We start from the raw sequence: 17,901 nt of genomic DNA on the forward strand, positions 1-17,901 counted from the left end.
CGTGGAGCGTGAGCTGAGGAGGACCATGCTGACGGACATCCTGCGAGCGGGCGAGAAGGTGCCGGCCGGAGTCGCCCACCTCCCCGTGGAGGAGGGGACGAGCCTGTGGGGCCGACTGCCCTGCGCGGCCGACGCCCCTGTACTGCGCCTCGAGCCCGGCGACGAGGCGGTCATCGACACCCTCAGCCACGAGGGGATCCTCGAGGACCAGGGCCGGGACCCGCGCGCCTTCTTCGGCGCCCACGGCGTCGATCCTGAGCAGGTGCTGCCCGACGCGATCGCGCTCGCCGCGGACCATCCCGGTCGCGACCGGGCGACCGACGGTCCCCATGTGGTCACCGGCCCGATCCACGTCGCCGGTGCCCGCCCCGGCGACCTGCTGAAGGTGACGATCCTCGAGCACGAGATGCGTGTGCCCTACGGCGTGGTCTCCAACCGCCACGGCCGCGGCGCCCTGCCCGGTGAGTACCCGGCCGGTCCCGGCACCGTAAGCGTCTTCGCCGGGGTCGAGCACACTCCGAACGGGCCCGTCGGCACCATGGCCCCGCGCGCCGGCGCCGAGCGGACGCTCCGCTTCCCGCTGCGCCCGTTCCTCGGGATCATGGGTGTGGCCGTGCCCGGCGCGGAGCGCCCCCACTCGGTGCCGCCCGGCCGACACGGCGGCAACATCGACATCAACCTCCTCACCGCCGGGGCCTCCCTCTACCTGCCCGTCCAGGTCGAGGGCGCCCTCGCCTACGTCGGTGACCCGCACTTCGCCCAGGGCGACGGGGAGGTGGCGCTGACCGCGATGGAGGCGAGCCTGCGCAGCCGGCTCCGGTTCGACGTGATCGCTCGCGAGGACGCGATCGCGCAGTTCGGCGAGGTGGCCGGTCCCCTCGCCGAGACCACCGAGTACCTCATCCCCACCGGAATGGACGAGGACCTCGACCTCGCCGTGAAGGACTGCGTGCGTCACGCGATCGCGCTGCTCCAGGCCCGCTGGGGCCTGGATCCCGAGCATGCGCTCGCCTACCTCAGCGCCGCCACCGACTTCGACATCTCCCAGGTCGTCGACGTCGTCAAGGGCGTCCACGCCCGCATCCGCACGGCCGACTTCGCGGAGGTCCGCCCATGAGCACCACCAGCGCCGATGCGCAGATCACGATCTCGTCGGGCGCTGTCTCGCAGGGCTCCGAATCGCCGGGCTCCGTATCTGCTGCCGACGTCCTCGCGGACCGCGCCCGTCCCGTCGCGAACGGCCCCGAGATCCCCGGGCTGCTCGAGGCGTTCTGGGAGTACGAGCGAGCGCTCATGGCCGACGACCTCCCGGCGCTCGACGCCCTGTTCGCCCCCGGCCCGGACACCCTGCGCGGCGACGCGGCGGGGCTGCTGCGCGGACACGACGCGATCAGCACCTTCCGCGGCGGGCGCGGCGGCGCCCCGAAGCGCCGCATCGTCGAGGTCGAGGTGCGGGCGCTCGGCGAGGACCACGCGGCGGTCGTCGCGATCACCGAGCTGCTGCGCGGCGGCCGCGGCCAGCAGACCCAGGTGTGGCGGCGCGGCGAGGACGGCTGGAAGGTCGCCGTCGCCCACGTCGCCGTGGCCCCGCCCGCGATGGACCGCCGGATCTGGCGGGTCCTCGGCGCCCCGCTCGTCCCGGCCTCTGTCCCCGCCGGCGGGGGATCGGCCGACGAGGCACCGGGCCCCCTCGCCGGGGAGAGGATCGCGGTCAAGGACGTGATCGCGGTGGCCGGGCAGAGGATCGGCGGCGGCAGCCCCGCCCTGCTCGCGGGCGCCCGCCCCGAGCCCCGTCACGCCGACGCGGTGGAGCTGCTGCTGGACGCGGGCGCCGAGATCACCGGCATCGCCGCGACCGACGAGCTCGCCTACAGCCTCGCCGGCACCAACACCCACTACGGCACCCCGCCGAACCCCCGCGCCCCGCACCGGATCAGCGGCGGCTCCACCTCCGGCCCCGCGTCGGCCGTGTCGCTGGGGCACGCGAGCATCGGGCTCGGCACCGACACCGGCGGCTCCCTCCGGGTCCCCGCCTCCTACCAGGGACTGTGGGCGCTGCGCCCCACCCACGGCGCCGTGCCGTGCGACGGGGTGCTTCCCCTCGCGTCGAGCTTCGACACGGTCGGCCTGCTCACCCGCACGCCGGACCTCCTCGCCCGCGCCGCCGCCGTGCTCCTGCCCGAGGAGCAGGAAGGGCTCGAGGACCCCGCGCTGCGCACCGTCCCCGGGCTCGAGACGCTGCTGGACCCCGAGGTCGCAGACGCCCTCGACACCGCCCTCGCGCGCTGGCGCACCGCGATCGAGATCGAGGAGGCGGACCCGCTGGACGCCGACGAGCTCACCGGCTTCGCCGAGACCTTCCGCCTCCTCCAGGCCCGCGAGGCCTGGGCCGCCCACGGCGAGTGGGTGAGCGCGCACCGCAGCGAGCTTGCGCCCGACGTCGGTGCCCGCTTCGACGCGGCTGCCCAGGTCACGGCCGGCGAGACCGCAGACGCGCAGCAGGCCCGCACCCGCGCAGTCGGCCAGATCCGACGCCGCCTCGGCGAGGGGGTGCTCGTGGTCCCCGCAGCCTCGTCCATCGCGCCGCTCGTGCGGGACGCGGCCGCGGGCGGCCCCGCGATCGAGGCCCAGCGCGCACGGACCATGCGGCTGACGTGCCTGGCGGGCCTGGCCGGTCTGCCGGCGGTGGCGGTGCCGCTCGCGACCGCGAGCGGTCTGCCGACGGCCGTGACCCTCGTGGGCCCGCCCGGCAGCGACCTCGCCCTCATCGACCTCGCCACCCGGCTCGAGCAGGCCACCGCCCCTCCCGTCGGCCCCGCGCCGGGCACGGCCGCCACCACGGACGCCGCGCCCACCATCGGCACTGCGCCGGGGAGGATCCCCGCATGAGCACCCCGCCCGCCCTCCAGCGCCTGAACACCGCACCGCCCGCCGCGCTCGCCGAGCAGCTGCGCGCCTGCGCCCCGATCGAGTCCTGGGTGCGCCACCTCATCACCGCCCGCCCCTACCCCTGCGCCGAGTCGTTGCTCGCCGAGGCCTCGGACCGCGCCCGACGCTGGACCCCCGAGGAGGTCCACGGGGCGCTCGCCCACCATCCCCGCATCGGGGAGAAGGCGAAGGGCCTGGGAGCTGCGGAGACCGCGCACTCCGCCGCCGAGCAGGCGGGGGTGGAGGACCCGGGGGAGTGGGTGCGCGCGAACGCCCGCTACGAGGAGCGGTTCGGGACCGTGTTCCTCATCCGCGCCGCCGGCCGCACCCAGGCCGAGATGCTCGCCGAGCTCGAGCGGCGCCTGCTCCTCAGCGACGAGGACGAGCAGAAGGAGCGCGCCGAGCAGCTGCGCCAGATCGCCCTGCGCCGCCTCGAGGCCCTGCTCGCGGACTGACCCGCCACCTCGCAGGCTTCCCGTCCTCGATCCGCGACGGAAACACCCCTGAAACGTCTGTTGCATTCACTGGGACCAGAACCTCTGAATGTCCCAGCACTGCTTGCACGTCCCCAGAACGGAACCTCCTTGATGCGCACCTCGCAGATCGCCCCGCCGCCGCGGCTGCTCATGGGCCCCGGCCCCATCAGCGCCGACCCCCGCGTGCTGCGGGCCATGTCCGCCTCGTTGCTGGGCCAGTTCGACCCCGCGATGACGGCGCTCATGACCGAGACCCAGGGCCTCTTCCGCGAGGTGTTCCGCACCCGCAACGAGGCGACGCTCCTGGTGGACGGCACCTCCCGCGCCGGCATCGAGGCCGTGCTCGTCTCCCTCCTCGAACCCGGCGACAAGGTGCTCGTCCCGATCTTCGGCCGCTTCGGCCACCTCCTGGTCGAGATCGCCGAGCGCTGCGGCGCCGAGGTCCACACGCTCGAGACCGAATGGGGACAGGTGTTCCCCGCCTCCGTCATCGAGGACGCGGTCCGGACGGTCCGCCCGAAGCTCCTCGCCGTCGTCCAGGGCGACACCTCCACCACCATGAACCAGCCCCTCGACGAGCTCGGCGCGATCGCCGCCAGTCACGGCGCGCTGCTGTTCACCGATGCGACCGCCTCCCTCGGCGGCAATGACCTGCAGGTCGACGAGTGGGGGATCGACGCCGCGACCGCGGGCCTGCAGAAGTGCCTCGCCGGCCCCTCCGGCAGCTCACCGCTGACCCTCTCCGATCGCGCGGTCGAGGTGATCGGGGCGCGACGCCACGTCGAGGCCGGGATCGCCGACGGCACCGCCGGGCGCGGCACCCGCATCCGCTCGAACTACTTCGACCTCGCGATGATCCTGGACTACTGGGGCGAGCAGCGCCTGAACCACCACACCGAGGCGACGAGCATGCTCTACGCCGCCCGCGAGTGCGCGAGCCTGCTGGTCGAGGAGGGGATGGACGCCGCCGTCGCCCGCCACCGCCTCCACGGCGCCGCCATGGCCGCCGGCATCGAGGGCCTGGGACTCACCCTCTTCGGCGACCAGGCCCACCGCATGCACAACGTCCTCGCCGTCGAGATCCCGGACGGCATCGACGGCGACGCCGCACGCGCCGCGATGCTGGACGACTTCGGCATCGAGATCGGCACCAGCTTCGGGCCCCTGCACGGGAAGGTCTGGCGGATCGGCACCATGGGCTACAACGCCCGCCGCGACGCCGTGCTCCTCACCCTCGCGGCGCTGGAGCAGGTGCTCCGCGCCGGAGGGGCGGACGTCGTCGCCGGTGGCGGCGTCGGCGCGGCCCGCGAGCACTACGAGGGCGCGAGGGAGGGTGCGGCCGACGGGGCTGCCGCGGCCGTCGCGGGGGCCGCGCGATGACCGCCGACGACGCCACCCCTGCGAGCCCCACCACCCCCGCGCTCTCCGCTGCGACCCTCGAGGCGGCCGCGCGCATCATGGCCGACTGCGACCGGATCGCCGCGATCTCCGCCCTCGAGGACGGCATCGAGCGCACCTACCTCACCCCCGAGCACGCGGCCCACAACCAGGTCGCCGCCGAGCTCATGACCGCCGCCGGGATGCGCACCTGGCAGGACGCCGCCGGGAACCAGCGCGGACGCCTCGAGGGCTCCCGCCCGGGCTTGCCCGCCCTGGTCCTCGCCTCCCACCTCGACACCGTCCCCGACGCCGGCCGCTACGACGGGATCCTCGGGGTGCTCCTCGCCATCGAGACCGTCGCGAGGCTGAAGGACCGCGCGAGCGAGCTTCCCGTCGCCCTCGAGGTCGTCGCCTTCGCCGACGAGGAGGGCACCCGCTTCGGCGCGACCCTGCTGGGCAGCCGCGCGCTCGCCGGCACCTGGGAGCAGGACTGGTTCGCCCTCGAGGACAAGGACGGGATCACCATGGCCGAGGCGTTCACCCGCTTCGGCCTCGACCCCGCCCGCATCGCCGACGCGGCCCTCGGCCCCGACGAGGTCGCCGGCTACCTCGAGGTCCACATCGAACAGGGCCCCTACCTCGAGGCCGCGGACCGGCCCCTGGGCGTCGTCACCTCGATCGCCGGTGCCCGACGCTTCACCCTCACCGTTCTCGGCGAGGCCCGCCACGCCGGCGGCACCCCCTACGACCGCCGACGCGACGCCCTCATCGGGGCGAGCCGCGCCGTCCTCGACATCGAGCAGATCGCCCGCGAGCGCGGCGCGATCGCCACCGTCGGCCGGGTGCAGGCCTACCCGGGCGGCGTGAACGTGGTGCCGGGATGCGTGGAGATGTCCTTGGACCTGCGCGCCGAGACCGACGAGCTGCGCGACGCGGTGCTCGAGGAGACCCTCGGGACGATCCGCGGCTTCTGCACCGAGCGCGGCCTCACCCTCGAGGTCGAGCAGATCCACGAGGCCTCCGCCGTGCGCTGCGCACCGCACCTCATGGACGCCGTCCGCACCGGGATCCGCTCGGTCGGCGATGGTGCCGGCGGCGATGATGCGCCGCTCGAGCTGTTCTCCCGCGCCGGACACGACGCGATGGCCATGGCGGCCCTCACCGACATCGGCATGCTCTTCGTCCGCTGCGCCGACGGGATCAGCCACCACCCCGACGAAGCCGTGACCACCGAGGACGTCGCCGCAGCGCTCGACGCCTTCGAGGCCGCGACCCTCGCCGCCGCGGGGATCCGATGAACGCCGCGATCCGCGTGCTCCCGTCGGCCGGCCTGCGCGAGATGCCGCGCCGCGAGGTGCGCATCGACGCCCGCATCGACGCGAAGTATGCCGAGCTCACCCCGCAGGAGCGCCGGATCTGCGACTTCCTGCTCGAGCACCTCGGCGACCTCGCCGTGTTCAGCGCCGCGGACATCTCCCGCGAGACCGGGGTGTCCAAGGCGACCGTCAGCCGCCTGTTCCGCAAGCTCGACTTCGCCGACTTCCGCGAGGTCAAGGAGCACACCCGCGCCATGCGCCGCGCCGGGACACCGCTCGCGGCACCGACCCGCACCGGCGTGCCGGGCCTCAGGCCGAGCCTCGAGGCGCACGTCCGCGCCGAGCGGGAGAACCACGACCGGCTGCTCACCGTCCTCTCCGGCGGGGCGCTCGAGGAGGCGACCGCCCTGCTCACCGGCGCACGGCGGATCCTCGTGGTGGGTCTGCGCAACAGCTACCCCGTCGCCCTGCACCTGCACCAGCAGCTCATCCAGGCCCGCGACGAGGTGCGTCTCGCTCCTCAGCCCGGCCAGGCGGTGGGGGAGGAGCTCGCCGGGCTCACCGACGAGGACGCGGTGGTGCTGATCGGCTTCCGCCGTCGGCCGACGACCTTCCCCGCCCTCGCCGACGCGATCGCGCAATCGCCCGGGCGGTGCCTGCTGGTCGGGGACGGCACCGCCCGCCCCTACGCCGCCGCGGCCGACTGCTGGCTCGAGTGCCCCATCGACTCCGACGGCGCCTTCGACAGCTACTCCACCGCCACGGCGCTGGTGTCCCTGCTCGCCAACGGCGTGCTGAACCGGCGCGGCGCCGACGGGGTGCGCCGCATCAGCCGGATCACCGCCGCCTACGACCTCCTCGGCGAGCTCGAGGACAGCTGAGCCCAGCGCTCACCGCACAGAGCCTCACCGCACAGAGCCTCACCGCACAGAGCGCAGCGCGCACAGCACAGCACAGCACACTCAGCACATCGACCCCGCACAGCAGAAGGGACGAGCCCGCAGGCTCGCCCCTTCCTCGGTTCCCCCGGGTCAGATCAGGTCGGGGTTCTCCGCGTAGACCTCCTCGAGCAGGCTGGTGTCGAAGTAGTCCTCCACGGTGAGGTCGTAGCCGGCCGCGACCAGCGCGTCCACGTTCTGCTGCATGAGCTCGTCGGACATGGTCAGCAGACCGTTCGCGTCGGTCTCGTCGGTGCTGACCAGCGCCACCTGCTCCTCGGCCTGGCGGGTCTCCTTCTCCATGTCCAGGCCGAGGTCCTGGCCGTAGTCCTCGACCGCGAGGCGCGCGCCCTCGTCGGGCTCGGCGATCGCGTCCTTCCAGCCGCGGATGAGCGCCACCAGCGCCGCCTTCAGCAGGTCGCGCTGGGTCTCGATGGAATCCTGTGTGACCACGATGCTCTCGGCCATGAACGGCAGGCCGTTGTCCGCCAGCGGCAGGTTCACCACGTCCTCGCGGGCGAGCTCCAGCGTCAGCGCCTCGTTGGTGAGGTAGCCGAAGAACCCGTCGACCTCGCCGTTCACGAGCGGCTGCGGGTCGTACTGCACCGGCACCTTCTCGAGCTGAGCCGCGTCGATGCCGTTGGCGGCGAGGAACCCGTCGAACAGGGTCTCGTTCACGCCGGTCTGCACGCCGATCTTCTTGCCGACGAGGTCCGCCGGGGTCGCGATCGGGGCGGCGTCGCCGAGGGAGATGATCGTGAAGGGGTTCTTCTGGTAGGTGGCGCCGATGATCTTCAGCGGCGCCTCCTCGTCCTGGATCAGCGGCGCCACGCCGAGCGGCGAGGTGGTGCCCATGATCGCCGAGCCCGAGAGGACCATCGTCTCGCTCGAGGTGCCGGACGGGCCGCCGGCGATGAGGTTCACCTCGGAGAACCCGGCCTCCTCGAAGTAGCCGCGGTCGATGGCCATGTACTCGCCGGCGAACTCCGCGTTCTTGATCCACGAGAGGTTGATGTCGAGCGTGCCGTAGTCGGCCGCGCCCTCCCCGCCGTCGGAGGAGCCGCCGGAGGCGGACTCGGCGTCGGCCCCGCCGCAGGCGGCCAGCGACAGGGCGCCGAGCGCGGCGAGGGACGTGCCGATCACGACGCGTCGGGTCGGGGCGGAGGCAGAGGTGCGAGGGGTCTTCATGGCGTTCGCCTTCTTCTCAAGGGGTGCAGCGCCTCGGGGCAGTGGCGGCGAGTCCGACGCTAGGGATCGTGTGTTTCAGCAGGCGCCTGGGCCTGTTTCACGGCGGTTACATCTGCAGAGCAGACCCCGCGAAACACATGTTTTACACGGGAGAAACGGTCCGGCCGCACCCGATTCCTAGCGTGGAGGAACCAGGGCGGGACCCGGCCGCGCAGCCCTTCACAGGGGCGGCGCGGGGGACCCGCCGACCGCCGGAGGAAGGACGCCGTCATCAGCCACGTCACCACCCACGTGCTCGACACCGGCACCGGCCGGCCCGCCGTCGGCGTCGCCGTGACTCTCCTGGATGCAGGCGGCTCCGAGGTCGCGACCGGGGTCACCGACGCCGACGGGCGCGTGCGCGACCTCGGCCCGATCGCGCTCGTGCCGGGCACCTACCGCCTCCGCTTCGCGACCGGCGCCTACTACGCCGAACGCCGCCAGGTCACGTTCTTCCCCGAGGTCGAGGTGGCCTTCTCCCTCGACGAGGGCCACGCCCATGTGCCGCTCCTGCTGAGCCCCTTCGCCCATTCCACCTACCGAGGTAGCTGACATGCTCGAGACCACCACCCCGCAGACCCCCGCCGGTCAGACCCCCGCCCCGTCGGCCGCCCCCGCGGGCTCCGCGCCCACCGGCTCCGCCCCCACCGCCGTGCTGGGCCGGAACCAGTACGGCAAGGCCGAGGTGCGGCTGGTCCACGTGGACCGCTCCACCCCGCGCCATGCGCTGACGGACCTGAACGTCACCTCGATGCTGCGCGGCGACTTCGAGGACTGCTACCGCACCGGCGACAACGCGCGCGTCATCGCCACCGACACGCAGAAGAACACCGTCTACGCCTTCGCGAAGCAGTACGGCGTCGCCGGTCCCGAGCGGTTCCTGCTGCGCCTGGCCGAGCACTTCATGGCCGAGGGCACGTGGCTGACCGGCGGGCGCTGGGAGGCCGAGCAGTTCGGCTGGGAGCGCATCATCGCCGCAGGTGAGGGGCACGACCACTCCTTCGTGCGCACCGGCCCCGAGGTCCGCACCGCCGCCGTCACCGTCCAGGACGGCGCCACCCACGTGATCGGCGGGATCAAGGACCTCGTGGTCCTGAAGTCGACCGGCAGCGAGTTCCACGGCTTCCCGCGGGACCGGTACACGACCCTGCCCGAGACCACCGACCGCATCCTCGCCACCGAGGTCACCGCCCGCTGGCGCTTCCGTGAGCCCATCACGGCCGACGGGACCTCCGGCGTCGACCCGGAGGAGACCTTCGCGGCGGTGCGCGCGGTGCTGCTGGAGACCTTCGCGACCACGCACTCCCTGTCCCTGCAGCAGACCCTCTTCGCGATCGGCGAGGCCGTGCTCGCCGCCCGTCCGGAGCTGGCCGAGATCCGCATGGTCATGCCCAACAAGCACCACTACCTCGTGGACCTCAGCCCCTTCGAGCTCGGCAACGACAACGAGGTGTTCATCGCCGGGGACCGCCCCTACGGTCTCATGCAGGCCGCGGTCACCCGCCCCGGCGAGCCCGACCAGCCGGCCGCCTGGGAGTGGCTCGGCGGATTCTGCTGAGGCCCCGGACCATGCCAGGACCAGGGAAGACGGCCGCGACGAAAGCCGGGACGAGCTCCGGCGAGCTGCACACCGTCCGCGCCCACGAGATGCTGCTCGGGGACCGGCTCGTCGCGGCCGAGCTCGACATCGAGGACGGCCGGATCACCGCGATCCGCCCGCTCCCGGACGAGGCACCGCGCCTGCCCGGCACCCTCGTCGTCCCCGACGGTCTGCAGGTGCTGCCCGGGAACGTGGACACCCATGTGCACGTCAACGAGCCCGGCCGCACCGAATGGGAGGGTTTCGCGACCGCCACCCGGGCCGCCGCGCTCGGCGGGGTCACGACCCTCGTGGACATGCCGCTGAACTCCATCCCGCCCACGATCGACGTGGCATCGCTGCGTGTGAAGCAGGCCGCCGCCCGCGACGCACTCGCGGTGGACCTCGGGTTCTGGGGCGGGATCGTCCCCGGCAACACCGCCCAGCTGCGCCCGCTGTGGGATGCGGGCGTGATGGGCTTCAAGTGCTTCCTGCTGCCGTCGGGGGTGGACGAGTTCCCGCCGGTCGACGCCGCCCAGCTGCGCGCGGCGATGCATGAGGTCGCCAGCTTCGACGGGCTCGTGATCGTCCACGCCGAGGACGCCTCCACCATCGACGCCGCCCCGACGGTGCCGTCCGCGAAGTACACCGACTTCGTCGCCTCCCGGCCCGAGTCCGCCGAGGTCACCGCGATCGCGGGGCTCATCGAGGCGGTGCGCGAGACCGGGGCCCGCACCCACCTGCTCCACCTCTCCAGCGCCCGCGCCCTGGACCTCATCCAGCAGGCCAAGGCGGAGGGTCTGCCGCTCACGGTCGAGACCTGCCCGCACTACCTGTGCTTCGCCGCGGAGGCCGTGCCGGATGCGTCGCCGGAGTACAAGTGCTGCCCGCCGATCCGCGACGCCGGCAACCGCGACGCCCTCTGGCAGGGCCTCGAGGCCGGGCTCATCGACATGATCGTCACCGACCACTCGCCGTCCTCCCCGGCGGAGAAACACCGCGGCGCCCCCGACCTCCAGCAGGCCTGGGGCGGGATCTCCGGACTCCAGGCCGGATTCACCGCCATCGCCGCCGAGGCCCGCACCCGCGGCATCGACATCGCCCAGGTGAGCGGCTGGATGGCGCGGGCGACCGCCGACCTCGTGGGCCTCGCCCACAAGGGCCGCCTCGAGGTGGGCGCCGACGCGGACCTGATCCTCTACGACCCGGCCCGCCCCCAGACCCTGCGTGCGGACCGCTTCGCCCACCGTCACCCGCTCTCCGCCTACGACGGCCTCGCGCTCCAGGGCGCGGTGGTCGATGCGGTGCTGCGCGGGAAGATCCTCGCGGCCGACGAGGACGGGTCCCCGCGCGGCCGGTTCCTCAGAGGGCCCGGGGCGACGGCGCCCGGCGCGGAACAGGCGGGAGCGGGCGCATGAGCGACACCCTCGCCGCGCCGCTCCCGGGTGGCCTCGCCGCAGCCTGCACCCGCTGGCTCGAGGCCGGCAAGCCCCTCGCGCTCGCCACCATCGTCGAGACCGAGGGCTCCGCGCCCCGGCCGCTCGGCACCACGATGGTGATCGGGGAGGGCGGGCTGGTGCGCGGCTCCCTCTCCGGCGGCTGCGTCGAGTCGGACCTCATCGAGCAGGGCCTCGAGGTGCTCGCCACCGGCGTGCCCGAGCGCCGCACCTACGGCTACACCGACGCCGCCGCCTGGGAGGTGGGGCTCATGTGCGGCGGCAGCATCGACGTGCTCGTCCAGCCCCTTGCCGCCCCGGACCCCGCCGCGGGGCTCGACGCGCTGCTCGACGGTGCACCGGGAGCGCTGCTGTGGAGCCTCGACGAGCCGAGCCGCCGCCTCGCCCTGCCCGTCCCGCTCGCCGACGAGGCGGGGGAGTGGGAGGGCCCGCTCGCGGCGCTGCTCGGCGGGGCCGACGGGCCTGGCGCGACCGACGAGGCCGACGCGACGGGCGGGCCCGGCGCGACCGGCGAGCCCGTGCACTCCGTCGACCCCGCGCTCGTGCGCCGCCTCGCCGCACAGCTCGCCGCCCGCACCTGCGCCGGCGAGACCGGCATCATCGCCCTGCCCGTCGACTGCGGTCTGCCCGCCGAGGGCATCCCGGCCCTGCCCGCACCCGATGCCCCCGAGCTGTTCCTCCTCGTCCGGCGCCCCGCCCCGCGCCTGATCGTCAACGGCACCACCGACCTCGCCGCGGCGCTGCTCGCCCAGGGCCGCACCCTCGGCTACGACACCACGGTCGTGGACCCGCGCAGCACCTTCCTCACCCGCGAGCGGTTCCCCGCCGCGGACCGGATCGTCGTCGCCCGCCCCGACCGCTACCTCCGTGAGGAGGACGAGGCCGGGCGGCTCGACCACCGCACCGTCATCGCGTGCCTGGGGCATGATCCGAAGATCGACGACCCCCTGGTCGAGACCGCGCTCTCCCTCCCGGTCGCCTACGTCGGCGCGATGGGCTCCCGCCGCACCCACCACGAGCGGATCCGCCGCCTCCTCGAACGGGGCGTCACCACCACCCAGCTCCAGGCCCTGCACTCGCCGATCGGCCTGGACCTCGGCGGCTCCACCCCCGCCGAGTTCGCGCTCTCCGTCATGGCGGAGGTCGTCGCCGAGCGCACCGGCCGCGCCGCCGCGAGACCGCTGCGCACCACCACCGGCCCCCTGCACGGAAGCATCCCCGCATGACCACCACCCCGCAGACCTCCCGCCCCGCACCCCCGGCCGGAGCCCCCGTGATCGTCGACGGCACCCCCGCTGCGGCCCCGCCCCGCCCCGGCCAGTGCCTGCGCACCTACCTGCGCGACCTCGGCCGGCTCGGCGTGAAGAAGGGCTGCGACGGCGGGGACTGCGGCGCCTGCACCGTGCACCTGGACGGCAAGCCCGTGCACAGCTGCGTCGTCCCCGCCGTGCGCGCCGCCGGCTCCGCCGTCACCACCATCAACGGCCTCGCCGCGACTGCCCCCGCACCCACCGAGATCCCGGCAGGTGGCGCAGCACCGTCGGCCGCCGCAGCCCCGTCGGCCGACGCGACCCCGCCCGCCCCGGCGGGCCCCACCACCCCGCCCGAGCACCCCGTCCAGTGCGCGTTCCGCACGGCGCAGGGCTTCCAGTGCGGGTTCTGCACCCCCGGCATGATCATGACCGCCGCGGCGCTGACCGACGGGGACCGCGCCGACCTGCCCCGCTCCCTGAAGGGCAACCTGTGCCGCTGCACCGGCTACTCCGCGATCGAGGACGCGATCGGCGGACACGTCCACGTCGAGGACGGTGCCGCCGCCGGCCGTAGCCTCGGCGCCCCGGCCGCGCGCCGCGTCGTCACCGGCACCGAGCCGTACACGCTCGACGTGGACCCGGCGACCCTGCCGGGGCTGCTGCACCTGAAGATCCTCCGCTCCCCGCACGCCCACGCGCGGATCCGCAGCATCGACACCGCCGCGGCGCTCGCGATCCCCGGCGTGCACACCGTCCTCACCCACGAGGACGCCCCGGCCACCCTGTTCTCCACCGGCCAGCACGAGCACCTCGCCGACGACCCGCTGGACACCCGCGTCCTGGACGACACGGTCCGCTTCGTCGGCCAGCGCGTCGCCGCCGTCCTCGCCGACACCGTCGCCGCCGCCGAGGCCGGGGTGCGCGCCCTGAAGGTCGACTACGAGGTGCTCGAAGCGGCCACCGACCCGGCCCTCGCCCGCTTCGGCCCGGCCCTGCACGGCGAGAAGACCGGCGCCTCCGGCATCGCGGATCCTGCGACGAACCTGGTCACCGCCCTGCACACCCGCGTCGGCGAGCTCGACGACGGGCTCGCCCGCGCCGCCGTGGTCCTCGAGCGCGAGTTCGAGACCCAGCGCGTCCAGCACGTCAGCCTCGAGACCCACGCCTCCATCGCGACCCTCGACGAGGACGGGACGCTCGTGGTCCGCTCGAGCACCCAGGTGCCCTATCTGGCAAAGCGCACCCTGGTGCGCCTGTTCGACCTGGATGAGGAGAAGGTGCGGGTGATCGCGCCGCGCGTCGGCGGCGGCTTCGGCGGGAAGCAGGAGGTGTTCACCGAGGACATCGTGGCGCTCGCGACCCTGCGCACCGGGCGGCCCGTGCAGCTCGAGCACACCCGCACCGAGCAGTTCACCTCCACTTCCATGCGCCACCCCATGCGGTTGAAGGTCCGCGCCGGCGCCGGCACCGATGGCCGACTCACCGCCCTGCACCTCACCCTGCTGTCCAACACCGGCGCCTACGGCAACCATGGCCCCGGCACCATGTTCCACGGCACCGGCGAATGCCTCGCCGTCTACAACAGCCCGGTCAAAGCTGTGGACGCCGAGGTGGTCTACACCAACACCGTCCCGTCCGGCGCGTTCCGCGGCTACGGCCTCAGCCAGACCGTCTTCGCCGTCGAGTCCACGATGGACGACCTCGCCCGCGAGCTCGGCATGGACCCCTTCGCCTTCCGCCGCCTGAACGTGATCCGCGAGGGCGACCCCATGATCTCCACCTCGCCCACCCCCACGGCCGACGTCGAGTACGGCTCCTACGGGCTGGACCAGTGCCTTGACCTGGTCGAGGAGGCGCTCGCCGCGCCTGGTGAGGGGCTGGGGGAGTCGGCCGACGGGGCTCCTGGCGGAGCCGGCCGGGCGGCCGACGAGGCTGCCGGCGCGGGCGCGCCCGGGCTCGGGCCCGACTGGGCCGTCGGCACCGGGATGGCGCTGTCGATGCTAGACACCGTCCCGCCGCGCGGCCACTTCTCCCACAGCCGCCTGGCGCTCCGCCCCGACGGCACGATCGAGGTGCGCGTGGGCACGGCCGAGTTCGGCAACGGCACCACCACCGTGCACGTCCAGCTCGCCGCCGCTGCGCTCGGCTGCGCCCCCGACCGGCTCACGATCCTCCAGTCCGACACGTCGCTGGTCGGCCACGACACCGGGGCGTACGGCTCCGCGGGCACCGTCGTCGCCGGCAAGGCGACGCTCCACGCGGCGCAGACGCTGTTCGGGCTGCTCGCCCAGCGGGCGTCGGCGCTCGCTGGGGTGGCGACGGCCGACGAGAGCGCTGCCGCCGGTGGCCTCGCGCCTGCCGGTGAGCACGTCCCCGGCGGCGACCGCAATCCCGGCGGCGACCGCGCAGGCGACTGGACGGGTGAGGCAGCGGGCCTCCGCCACAGCCCGACCGGCACCCTCGTCACCTGGGAGGACCTCGCCGCGAGCAGCACCGAGGACTCGCCTCTCGAGGCCGAGGCGCACTGGGACGGCTCGCCCCGCTCCGTCGCCTTCAACGTCCACGGGGTGCGGGTCGCGGTGCATCGCCGCACCGGCGAGCTGCGGATCCTGCAGAGCGTGCAGGCGGCCGATGCAGGCTTCGTCGTGAACCCCCTGCAGTGCCGCGGCCAGGTGCAGGGCGGGGCCGCGCAGGCCCTCGGCGCGGCGCTGTACGAGGAGGTGATCGTGGACGACGCCGGGAAGGTCACCACCGACATCCTGCGCCAGTACCACGTGCCCACCTACGCGGACGTGCCCCGCACCGAGGTGCTCTTCGCGACCACCAGCGACCGCCTCGGCCCGCTCGGCGCGAAGTCCATGAGCGAGAGTCCCTACACCCCGGTCGCCCCCGCCCTCACCAACGCGGTGCGCGACGCGGTGGGCGTGCGGATGACCTCGCTGCCCATGAGCCGCGACCGGCTCTACCTCGCGATGAAGGCCGCGCGCGTCGTCCCCGGCCGCGTCGCCTGAGCGAGCTCGGACCGGCCGACGGGCCGACGCGCACGGCCTCGTCGGCCGGCCCGTCGGCCCGTCGTGGACCTGGCTCGAGCGGTCAGCTCGCGTGCACTCCGGTGCCGCGGGCGTTGTAGAGGGTCGCGCCGCCGCCGGCGACGAGGTCGCGGTAGTCGGCGAGAACCTGGACCGCCTCCTCGCGCAGCACCCCGGTCTCCACCTCGATCCCGCGCTCGGCGAAGCGGCCGATCCAGTCCTCGGGCATGGGGCCCTCGTCGAAGCCGGTCAGCTCCTCCACCTCGGGCCCGTCCACGGCGATGACCAGGCGCTTCACCCCGGACCACATGGTCGCGCCGTAGCACATGACGCACGGGCGGGCGTTGACCCACAGCTCCAGCGGCGCCGCCCCCGCAGAGCCCAGATCCCAGGTCCCGCGCCGCGCCTGGGCGAGGGACAGGGTGGTGACCTCGGCGTGCATGGAGGACAGCCCCGATGCCAGCACCCGGTTCACGCCGGCGGTGACGATCTCGCCGCTGGCGGGGTCGCGCACGAGCGCGGCGAAGGGCCCGCCGCCGCCCTCGCGCATGTTGCGGTCCGCGAGCCGGTTCAGCAGCCGCATCAGCACCGTGCGCGCCTCCTGCCCGTCCCCGACCGGGCCGTGCCCGAGCGCGGCGACCTCCTCGTCCACCCACACCGGCATCGACGCGCCGAAGGAGGTGACAGGAGGGATGGTGTCGGAACGGTGCTGCGGGGCCATGGGTGCCTCCCGGCGGAGCGCGGGCCGTTGTGATGACGGCCCGGTGAGTGGGTGCGTGGGGTGGCGGGAGTGACGGGAGCCGATCCGTCCCTCCGACCGCGGCCAGGCTAGGCGCGGGATGTGTCGACGGTGTTTCGGTGAGGCACGAGATCGTGGCGAGTTCCGCCCAGGTCGATCCCGAGTCGATCCCGCGACCGCGCTGAGACCCGTCCGAGACCTGGCCGAGACCAGCTCGGGCCCCGTGTTACGCCCCCGAAACAGGAGCGCACCCCTCACGAAACAGCCGTTCCATAGCGTGGCCGCCATCGGATGACCTGTTGCGGAGCACTCGCTGCGCAGGAGCTCCTGCGCAGCCCGGTCCCGGCCCCCGTCGGCCGCCCCGGACCCCACGCGCCGCACGGTCCCCGATACCGCGCAGGACCACGGCGCGGACGAGAACCAGTGGAAAGAAGCGCCCTCGATGCATCACCGTCCTGCCGCACCCGCCGCGCTCCCCGGAGTCACCGCCGCGCCCTCCCGCCGACTGCTGCTGACCGGTGCGCTCGCCGCCCCCGCCCTCGCCCTCGCGGGCTGCTCCGGGTCGGCCGACGGCGCGAGCGCGGGCGGCAGCCTCGGCACCCTCGAGGTGAACCAGAACTGGATCCGCACCACCGAGTTCGCCGGCGAGTACTTCGCCGACTCCCGCGGCTATTACACCGGCGCCGGCTTCACGGAGGTCACCCTCATCCCCGGCGGCCCTTCCGGCACCTCCTCGGAGGCGATGGTGCTGTCCGACTCGGCACTGGTCGGGATGACGACCCCGCTGGCGGCCGGGTCGATGGTCGCGGGGGAGGAGGCGCCGCTGGTGCTGCTCGGTGCGAAGTTCCAGCGCAACCCCTTCACCATCTGCTCCACCTCCGCCACCCCCATCACCACCCCCGTCGACCTCGTCGGCAAGCGGATCGGCGTCGCCACCGGCACCAACGAGGTCCTGTTCAACGCGCTCCTCGAGGTCAACGGCATCGACCCGGCGGACGTCGAGCGGGTCACCGTCCAGTTCGACCCCCAGCCGCTGATCAACGGCGAGGTCGACGGCCAGATCTGCACCCTGACCAACGAGGCGATCACCGTCGCCCTCGCCGGGCTCGAGGCCGTGAACCTGCCGCTGGCCGACAACGGTCTGCCCTTCGTCTCCGGCGCCTTCGTCACCACTGTCCAGAACGTCGCCGAGCGGCGCGAGGAGCTGAAGGGCTTCCTCGCCGCCACCGTGCGCGGCTGGAAGGACGCCCTCGCCGACCCCGAGGAGTCCGCGCGCCTGGCCTACGAGGAGTACGGCGCGGACCTGGGGCTCGACCCCGAGAAGGAGCAGCGCCAGGCCGAGGCCCAGAACCAGCTCGTGGTCAGCGACGAGACCGACTCGAACGGCCTGTTCACCATCTCCGACGAGCTCGCCGCGAAGAACATCGAGCTCCTGGCCCTGGCCGGGCACGAGGTCGACCAGGACGCCTTCTTCGACCCGACCCTGCTGCAGGAGGTCTACGAGGAGAACCCCGACCTGCTCCCCGCCTGACCCGTCCCGCCCCAGCACCGCCACGCCAGCACCGCCACCCCTGATCCG

14 protein-coding genes are annotated in these 17,901 nt (G+C 73.9%); 12 read left to right on the forward strand and 2 right to left on the reverse strand.

Annotated features, from left to right (window positions below; genetic code table 11):
- Positions 1-25: 25 nt before the first annotated feature.
- From DEU31_RS16140 to DEU31_RS16165, 6 genes are all read left to right on the forward strand, one after another.
- Positions 26-1,117, forward strand: coding sequence for an acetamidase/formamidase family protein (locus DEU31_RS16140; RefSeq protein ID WP_133677874.1), 1,092 nt, complete (start codon positions 26-28; stop codon positions 1,115-1,117).
- The gene (locus tag DEU31_RS16145; protein WP_133677875.1) at positions 1,114-2,889 is read left to right on the forward strand and encodes an AtzH-like domain-containing protein; all 1,776 of its coding nucleotides are present in this window, start codon (positions 1,114-1,116) and stop codon (positions 2,887-2,889) included. The genes DEU31_RS16140 and DEU31_RS16145 overlap by 4 nt, the downstream gene beginning before the upstream one ends.
- Positions 2,886-3,383: a 2-oxo-4-hydroxy-4-carboxy-5-ureidoimidazoline decarboxylase gene (locus tag DEU31_RS16150; RefSeq protein ID WP_133677876.1), complete on the forward strand. Its 498-nt coding sequence runs from the start codon at positions 2,886-2,888 to the stop codon at positions 3,381-3,383. The genes DEU31_RS16145 and DEU31_RS16150 overlap by 4 nt, the downstream gene beginning before the upstream one ends.
- A gap of 132 nt (positions 3,384-3,515) precedes the next feature.
- The gene (locus DEU31_RS16155) at positions 3,516-4,784 is read left to right on the forward strand and encodes an alanine--glyoxylate aminotransferase family protein (protein ID WP_243733867.1); all 1,269 of its coding nucleotides are present in this window, start codon (positions 3,516-3,518) and stop codon (positions 4,782-4,784) included.
- On the forward strand, positions 4,781-6,082 hold the full coding sequence (locus tag DEU31_RS16160; RefSeq protein WP_133677877.1) for an allantoate amidohydrolase: 1,302 nt from the start codon (positions 4,781-4,783) through the stop codon (positions 6,080-6,082). The genes DEU31_RS16155 and DEU31_RS16160 overlap by 4 nt, the downstream gene beginning before the upstream one ends.
- Positions 6,079-6,981, forward strand: coding sequence for a MurR/RpiR family transcriptional regulator (locus DEU31_RS16165; protein ID WP_243733868.1), 903 nt, complete (start codon positions 6,079-6,081; stop codon positions 6,979-6,981). Before DEU31_RS16160 ends, DEU31_RS16165 begins: the two co-directional genes overlap by 4 nt.
- A gap of 150 nt (positions 6,982-7,131) precedes the next feature.
- Here DEU31_RS16165 and DEU31_RS16170 read toward each other — a convergent pair whose 3' ends face one another.
- Entirely contained in the window at positions 7,132-8,226 is a 1,095-nt protein-coding gene (locus tag DEU31_RS16170; protein ID WP_133677878.1) for an ABC transporter substrate-binding protein, read from the reverse strand.
- 270 nt (positions 8,227-8,496) lie between these two features.
- On the opposite strand from DEU31_RS16170, the gene uraH reads away from it, so the two are divergent.
- From uraH to DEU31_RS16195, 5 genes are read left to right on the forward strand one after another with little or no spacing between them, the layout of a single operon-like run.
- On the forward strand, positions 8,497-8,817 hold the full coding sequence (gene uraH, locus DEU31_RS16175; RefSeq protein WP_133677879.1) for a hydroxyisourate hydrolase: 321 nt from the start codon (positions 8,497-8,499) through the stop codon (positions 8,815-8,817).
- A 1-nt stretch (position 8,818) separates the two neighbouring features.
- Entirely contained in the window at positions 8,819-9,823 is a 1,005-nt protein-coding gene (gene pucL / locus DEU31_RS16180; RefSeq protein ID WP_133677880.1) for a factor-independent urate hydroxylase, read from the forward strand.
- A gap of 11 nt (positions 9,824-9,834) precedes the next feature.
- Positions 9,835-11,262: an allantoinase AllB gene (allB, locus tag DEU31_RS16185; RefSeq protein WP_208110000.1), complete on the forward strand. Its 1,428-nt coding sequence runs from the start codon at positions 9,835-9,837 to the stop codon at positions 11,260-11,262.
- The gene (locus DEU31_RS16190; RefSeq protein WP_133677881.1) at positions 11,259-12,527 is read left to right on the forward strand and encodes an XdhC/CoxI family protein; all 1,269 of its coding nucleotides are present in this window, start codon (positions 11,259-11,261) and stop codon (positions 12,525-12,527) included. The genes allB and DEU31_RS16190 overlap by 4 nt, the downstream gene beginning before the upstream one ends.
- Positions 12,524-15,565 (forward strand): molybdopterin cofactor-binding domain-containing protein, encoded by a 3,042-nt coding sequence (locus tag DEU31_RS16195; RefSeq protein WP_133677882.1) that lies wholly within the window; start codon positions 12,524-12,526, stop codon positions 15,563-15,565. The genes DEU31_RS16190 and DEU31_RS16195 overlap by 4 nt, the downstream gene beginning before the upstream one ends.
- Positions 15,566-15,647: 82 nt before the next feature.
- Here the strand turns inward: DEU31_RS16195 and DEU31_RS16200 are convergent, their stop codons facing one another.
- Positions 15,648-16,304 carry a nucleoside deaminase gene (locus DEU31_RS16200; RefSeq protein WP_133677883.1) on the reverse strand — a complete coding sequence of 219 codons (657 nt, stop codon included), beginning with the start codon at positions 16,302-16,304 and terminating at the stop codon, positions 15,648-15,650.
- Positions 16,305-16,764: 460 nt separating this feature from the next.
- Here DEU31_RS16200 and DEU31_RS16205 point away from each other — a divergent pair, with 460 nt between their 5' ends.
- Positions 16,765-17,853: an ABC transporter substrate-binding protein gene (locus DEU31_RS16205; RefSeq protein WP_133677884.1), complete on the forward strand. Its 1,089-nt coding sequence runs from the start codon at positions 16,765-16,767 to the stop codon at positions 17,851-17,853.
- Positions 17,854-17,901: the final 48 nt, after the last annotated feature.

Origin of the sequence: Brachybacterium sp. AG952, from assembly GCF_004362645.1 — a bacterium.
Taxonomy (GTDB): domain Bacteria; phylum Actinomycetota; class Actinomycetes; order Actinomycetales; family Dermabacteraceae; genus Brachybacterium; species Brachybacterium conglomeratum.